Raw genomic sequence first — 7,025 nt, 5'->3', positions numbered from 1 at the left:
GAGAGGGTAACAACAGCAGATTACGCCAGCGCTTTCTCAATCTTCTCGAACAGATCGCCCGACAGATTATCCAGCCCTTTCAGTTTTTCCAGCGCGATACGCATTAACGCCTGACGGCTTTCATCATAGCGACGCAGGCGGATCAGCGGCTCAATCAGACGTGAAGCCACCTGCGGGTTACGGCGGTTCAGCTCGGTGAGCATCTCCACCATAAACTGATAGCCGCTGCCATCTTCCGCATGGAACGCCGCCGGGTTGCTGCTGGCGAAAGCGCCAATCAGCGAACGCACGCGGTTCGGGTTAGACAGCGTGAACGAGCGGTGATTAAGCAGACTGCGCACGGTATCCAGCACGTTGGCGGCCGGACTGGTCGCCTGCAGAATAAACCACTTGTCCATTACCAGACCGTCGTGATGCCACTTGTCGTCATAGTCCTGCATCAGCGCATCGCGGCATGGCAGCTGCGCCGCTACGGCGGCGGAAAGCGCCGCCAGCACGTCAGTCATATTATCGGCGTTATGGTACTGCTCACTGACCAGACGGTCCCCCAGCTGCGCATCGCCAAACGCCAGGTAGCGCAGGCAGGTATTACGCAGGGAGCGCTTGCCGATGTCCGCATGTTCCACGCGGTAGGCGTCGAGTTTATTGGCGTTATAAACGGCCAGGCACTCGTCAGCCAGTTCAGTCGCCAGCGTGCGGGTCAGGGCTTCGCGTACCGCAGCGATAGCCACCGGATCGATAATATCGAACAGTTCGGCCACTTCACTGGCGGATGGCAGCGTCAGGATCTCGGCGGCCAGCGCCGGATCGATCTGCTCATCCAGCAGGATCGCACGGAAGGCATCGGCGACATGCAGCGGTAAGGAGAGCGGCTGCCCCTGCTGCTGGCGCGCCACGTTCAGGCGGATGTAAGTCGCCAGCAGGCTTTGCGCCGCATCCCAGCGGGAGAAATCGTTACGGGCATGGCGCATCAGGAACGTCAGCTGTTGATCACTCCATTTGTATTCCAGTTTGACCGGCGCGGAGAATTCACGCAGCAGCGACGGCACCGGCTGGAAATAGACGTTATCAAAGACAAAGGTCTGCTCGGCCTGGGTGACGTTCAGCACGTGATGCACAGCATGACCGTCTTTTTGCAGCGGGATCACATGGCCGTCGTTATCATAAAGTTCGATATCGAACGGAATATGCAGCGGCAGCTTTTCGTCCTGCTCAGCGGTCGGCGGCGTGCGCTGGCTGATGGTCAGGGTGTACTGCTCGGTTTCCGGGTTATAATCGTCGCGCACGCTGACAATCGGCGTACCGGACTGGCTGTACCAGCGGCGGAAGTGTGACAGGTCCACGTTGGACGCGTCTTCCATCGCCTGCACAAAATCATCGCAGGTGGCCGCGCTGCCATCGTGACGCTCAAAGTAAAGCTGCATCCCTTTCTGGAAGTTTTCTTCTCCCAGCAGCGTATGCAGCATACGGATCACTTCCGCCCCTTTTTCATATACCGTCAGGGTGTAGAAGTTGTTCATTTCAATGACTTTGTCCGGGCGGATCGGGTGCGCCATCGGACTTGCGTCTTCCGCAAACTGCAGGCCGCGCATGGTGCGTACATTGCTGATACGGTTCACGGCGCGGGAGCCTAAATCCGAGCTGAACTCCTGATCGCGGAACACCGTCAGGCCTTCTTTCAGGCTGAGCTGGAACCAGTCGCGGCAGGTGACGCGGTTGCCGGTCCAGTTATGGAAATATTCGTGGCCGATAACGCGCTCGATGTCGAGATAGTCTTTATCGGTGGCGGTATCGGTACGCGCCAGCACGTATTTGGAGTTAAAGACGTTCAGGCCTTTATTCTCCATCGCGCCCATGTTGAAGAAGTCCACGGCGACGATCATATAGATGTCGAGGTCGTATTCCAGACCGAAGCGGGTTTCATCCCATTTCATGGAGTTTTGCAGCGAGGTCATCGCCCATGGCGCGCGGTCAAGATTGCCGCGGTCGACGAACAGCTCCAGCGCTACTTCGCGGCCTGAGCGGGTGGTAAAGGTATCGCGCAGCACGTCGAAATCCCCCGCCACCAGCGCAAACAGGTAGCAGGGTTTCGGGAAGGGATCCTGCCACTGCACCCAGTGGCGCCCGTTTTCCAGATCCCCCTCGCCCACACGGTTACCGTTGGAGAGCAGGTACGGATAGGTGGTTTTATCGGCAATGATTTTGGTGGTAAAACGCGCCAGCACGTCCGGGCGATCCAGATACCAGGTGATATGGCGGAAACCTTCCGCTTCACACTGGGTACAGAGCGCTTCGCCGGACTGGTACAGGCCTTCCAGCGCCGTATTGGTCGCTGGGCTGATCTCGTTAACGATGCGCAGGGTAAAGTGGTCCGGCAGCGCCGAAATCACCAGATAATTGTCTTCGATCTGGTAGTCGGTCCAGGGCGCATCATTAATGTGCAATGAGACCAGGGTTAAATCTTCACCATTAAGACGCAAAGGGGCGTCGGACGCGCCCTGACGAGACACGCGGCTTACGGCGGTCACAACGGTTTTGGCGGCATCCAGGTCAAAGGTCAAGTCAATATCGCTGATCAGGTAGTCCGGCGCACGGTAGTCGTGGCGGTATTTGGCTTGTGGCTGTTGTGTCATAAAAAACCTTTAGCATCTTTTAGTATGGTATCGACTCCAGTCTATTCCTGTTGTGAACAACTCGCCACGCAGAATCTTCATCTTTTCAGACAGAAACGTCCTGTTTGCTACATTTTTATAACAGTGGCACGAATTGCGCTCGTCTGAAAAGCCCGCTTATGTTGTGATCGGGGTTCAATAAATTGCTAAACAGGGTATACTCCAGCGATTCTCCCCTGTTGTTTAATGTACTAAACGCTCCTGTGAGAGGATGCTACGGCACGCCATGACACAATTTGCTTCCCCGATCCTGCATACGCTGCTTGATACCGATGCGTACAAGCTGCACATGCAACAGGCTGTTTTCCACCGCTACGCCGATGTGCAGGTGGTGGCTGAATTCCGCTGCCGTGGTGACGATCTGCTGGGCATCTACGCGGATGCCATCCGCGAGCAGATAAATGCCATGCAACATTTGCGCTTGCAGGATGATGAATTCCAGTGGCTTTCCGGCCTGCCCTTCTTTAAAGCGGACTACCTCAACTGGCTGCGCGATTTTCGTTATGACCCGCAACAGGTGGAAGTCATTAACGAGAACGGCAAACTCAATATTCGTCTGAGCGGCCCGTGGCGGGAAGTGATCCTGTGGGAAGTGCCGCTGCTGGCGGTGATTAGCGAGCTGGTGCACAGCTACCGTTCACCGGAAGCAGGGGTGCCGCAGGCGCTGGCGATGCTGGAAGAGAAGCTGCTGGAGTTTGCTGACCTGACCGCCGATCTGGATCTGTCGCGTTTCCGGCTGATGGATTTCGGCACCCGCCGTCGTTTTTCCCGCAGCGTGCAGCAGGCCATTGTCGAACGTCTGACCCGGGAGCCGTGGTTTACCGGCACCAGCAATTACGATCTGGCGCGCCGTCTGTCGCTGACGCCAATGGGCACCCAGGCGCACGAATGGTTCCAGGCGCATCAGCAGATCAGCCCGGACCTGGCGACCAGCCAGCGCGCGGCCCTCGCCGCCTGGCTTGCCGAATACCCGGATCAGCTGGGCATTGCGCTGACCGACTGCATCACCATGGACGCCTTCTTGCGCGATTTCGGTCCGGAATTCGCCACCCGTTATCAGGGCCTGCGTCACGACTCCGGCGATCCGGTGGAATGGGGTGAAAAAGCCATTGCCCACTATCAGAAGCTCGGTATCGATCCGCACAGCAAGGTGCTGGTGTTCTCCGACAATCTGGATCTGAAAAAAGCGGTCGATCTGTACCGGCACTTCTCTTCACGGGTGAATTTAGGCTTTGGTATCGGCACCCGCCTGACCTGCAATATTCCGCAGGTGAAGCCGCTGAATATCGTGATCAAACTGGTGGAGTGCAACGGCAAGCCCGTCGCTAAACTCTCGGACAGCCCCGGAAAAACCATCTGTCATGATAAAGCTTTTGTCCGCGCCCTGCGCGAAGCCTTCGATTTACCGCTGGTGAAAAAAGCCAGTTAAACGCAAAAGGGAGCCTTAATGGCTCCCTTCTTCTTATTTATTTATTAATTCTTCGCCGCTAGCTGCGAATTCTGCTTGTCTGATGGCGCATGCCAGGTAACATAGGTATCCCCCCTTTGGGTGGATAAATGACTATTTTTTCCAGACAATTAACAGAGAGAATATTATGAGCGTTGCGCCTGTAGCCGACGTACTCCAGGGCCGTGTAGCCGTTGACCAGCAGGTCACCGTGCGCGGTTGGGTACGTACCCGCCGAGATTCAAAAGCTGGCATCTCCTTCCTGGCCGTCTATGACGGTTCCTGCTTTGATCCTGTACAGGCCGTTATTAATAATTCTCTGCCCAATTACAATGACGAGGTGCTGCATTTAACCACCGGCTGCTCGGTGATCGTTACCGGTACCGTCGTGGCATCGCCGGGCCAGGGCCAGAGCTTTGAAATCCAGGCCACCAGCGTTGAAGTTACCGGCTGGGTTGAGGATCCGGATACCTATCCGATGGCGGCCAAACGCCACAGCATTGAGTATCTGCGTGAAGTGGCGCATATGCGTCCACGCACCAACCTGATTGGCGCGGTAGCCCGCGTACGTCACACGCTGGCTCAGGCGCTGCACCGTTTCTTCCATGAGCAGGGCTTCTTCTGGGTGTCGACGCCGCTGATCACTGCCTCCGATACCGAAGGCGCCGGCGAAATGTTCCGCGTGTCGACGCTGGATCTGGAAAACCTGCCGCGCAACGACCAGGGCAAAATCGATTTCGATAAAGACTTCTTCGGTAAAGAAGCCTTCCTGACCGTTTCCGGCCAGCTTAACGCGGAAACTTACGCCTGCGCTCTGTCAAAGGTGTATACCTTCGGCCCGACCTTCCGCGCGGAAAACTCCAACACCAGCCGCCATCTGGCCGAGTTCTGGATGCTGGAGCCGGAAGTGGCGTTTAACGATCTGGAAGATAACGCCGCGCTCGCAGAAGCCATGCTGAAGTATGTCTTCAAAGCCGTGCTGGACGAGCGTATGGACGATCTGAAATTCTTCGCTGAGCGCGTGGACAAAGACGCCATTGAACGTCTGGAGCGTTTCATCTCTGCGGACTTCGCCCAGGTGGATTACACCGATGCGGTGCGCATTCTGGAAACCTGCGGTGAGAAATTCGAAAACCCGGTTTACTGGGGCGTGGATCTCTCCTCCGAACACGAGCGTTATCTTGCCGAGAAACATTTCAAAGCGCCGGTGGTGGTGAAGAACTACCCGAAAGACATCAAGGCCTTCTATATGCGTCTTAACGATGACGGCAAGACCGTTGCCGCGATGGACGTGCTGGCGCCGGGGATTGGTGAAATCATCGGTGGTTCCCAGCGTGAAGAGCGTCTGGATGTCCTGGATGCGCGTATGGCTGAAATGGGTCTTAATAAAGAAGACTACGGCTGGTATCGCGATCTGCGTCGCTACGGCACCGTTCCTCATGCCGGTTTCGGTCTGGGATTTGAACGTCTGATTGCCTATGTGACCGGCGTGCAGAACGTGCGTGACGTGATTCCGTTCCCGCGTACCCCGCGTAACGCCAGTTTCTGAATATCAGGGCCAGCTAATCTGGCCCTTATTTTTAAGACTCATTGTCAACTTTTGTTAACATTCAGTCTGTATTCTCAACACTCCTCTCTCTTCTCTTCACTTTTGTAACCATCCCTGTCGTCTTTACATTTCTGAACAAAAAATAAGCCCTTCACTTATTGCGGATTAGGTTTTTCTGAAGCATTAGCACAAGTGGATAAAAATCGCCCGGCAATCCGGACGGCTAAATTCAATTATAAGAAAAAGAGAGATAAGAATGATTCTTAAATAAGAATTGCCATTAGCACTATTAAATATAAGCAATTCATATATATAGGAATGGATTCGCTGAATTTATCAGCGGAGAGTCAGGAAATTAGAGATGGTTCACAAAGTTCCGAAAAATTCACACAATGTTACACATTATTTCTTTTCGTTACCGCTTTAAGACATTTGTAGCACTTTGGCGCTAGCGAAACGATTACATGAATGGAAAGATGCCTCTCAGACACAGAGAGACACCAAACTCTCATCAATAGTTCCGTAAATATTTATTGACGGAATCTATTGGCGGCAGTGGCAGGTGTTCATAAAACCTAATGAGGGTAATAAATAATGATGAAGCGCAATATTCTGGCAGTGGTTATCCCTGCTCTGCTGGTAGCCGGTGCAGCTAACGCTGCAGAAGTTTATAACAAAAACGGCAACAAACTGGATCTGTACGGCAAAGTTGTTGGCGAGCACGCCTTCACCACTTCTGGCGACAACACTTCTAACAAAGATAACTCTTACGGCCAGATCGGCTTCAAAGGCGAAACTCAGGTTAACGATCAAGTTACCGGTTACGGCCAGTGGGAATATCGTGCTAAAGCAAGCAAAGCTGAAGGCAGCCAGGACAACGTAACCCGTCTGGCATTCGCTGGTATCAAAATTGCTGACGCTGGCTCTCTGGACTACGGCCGTAACTACGGCATCGTGTACGACGTTGAGTCTTACACCGATATGGCTCCGTCCTTCTCTGGCGAAACCTGGGGCGGCGCATACACCGACAACTACATGACCATGCGTTCTACCGGCCTGCTGACCTACCGTAACAGCAACTTCTTCGGTCTGGTTGATGGTCTGAGCTTTGGCCTGCAATATCAGGGCAAAAACGACCGTGACAACCTGCGTGAAGCCAACGGCGACGGCGTGGGCGCGTCCCTGGGCTACGAGTTCGGTGAAGGCTTCGGCGTGATCGGCTCTTACAGCACTGCTAACCGTACCGTTGCGCAGAAAGAAGATGGCAAAGGCGACCGTGCTGATGCATGGGCTGTTGGCGCGAAATACGACGCAAACAACGTATACCTCGCTGCTGTGTATGCTGAAACCCGCAACA

At 54.5% G+C, this 7,025-nt stretch carries 4 protein-coding genes; 3 read left to right on the top strand and 1 reads right to left on the bottom strand.

The window, feature by feature from the left end; genetic code table 11:
- Positions 1-20 precede the first annotated feature (20 nt).
- A complete protein-coding gene (pepN, locus tag QRD42_RS12390) occupies positions 21-2,633 on the bottom strand; it encodes an aminopeptidase N (RefSeq protein ID WP_321987248.1) in 2,613 nt (870 codons plus the stop codon).
- Positions 2,634-2,898: 265 nt separating this feature from the next.
- Here pepN and pncB point away from each other — a divergent pair, with 265 nt between their 5' ends.
- From pncB to QRD42_RS12375, 3 genes are all read left to right on the top strand, one after another.
- Positions 2,899-4,101 carry a nicotinate phosphoribosyltransferase gene (pncB, locus tag QRD42_RS12385; protein WP_321987247.1) on the top strand — a complete coding sequence of 401 codons (1,203 nt, stop codon included), beginning with the start codon at positions 2,899-2,901 and terminating at the stop codon, positions 4,099-4,101.
- Between the two features lie 166 nt (positions 4,102-4,267).
- Entirely contained in the window at positions 4,268-5,668 is a 1,401-nt protein-coding gene (asnS, locus tag QRD42_RS12380; RefSeq protein WP_072568048.1) for an asparagine--tRNA ligase, read from the top strand.
- Between the two features lie 594 nt (positions 5,669-6,262).
- On the top strand, positions 6,263-7,025 hold a 763-nt coding region (locus QRD42_RS12375; RefSeq protein ID WP_321987246.1), incomplete at its 3' end, for a porin.

The sequence above is a fragment of the Enterobacter sp. PGRG2 genome (assembly GCF_030291195.1).
Taxonomy (GTDB): domain Bacteria; phylum Pseudomonadota; class Gammaproteobacteria; order Enterobacterales; family Enterobacteriaceae; genus Enterobacter_D.
This window is presented reverse-complemented; position numbering and strand designations above follow the sequence as displayed.

Excerpts from the sequence above, each read along its gene's own strand:
- asnS (WP_072568048.1), top strand. The coding sequence starts at position 4,268 with ATGAGCGTTGCGCCTGTAGCCGACGTACTCCAGGGCCGTGTAGCCGTT.
- pncB (WP_321987247.1), top strand. The coding sequence starts at position 2,899 with ATGACACAATTTGCTTCCCCGATCCTGCATACGCTGCTTGATACCGAT.
- pepN (WP_321987248.1), bottom strand. The coding sequence starts at position 2,633 with ATGACACAACAGCCACAAGCCAAATACCGCCACGACTACCGTGCGCCG.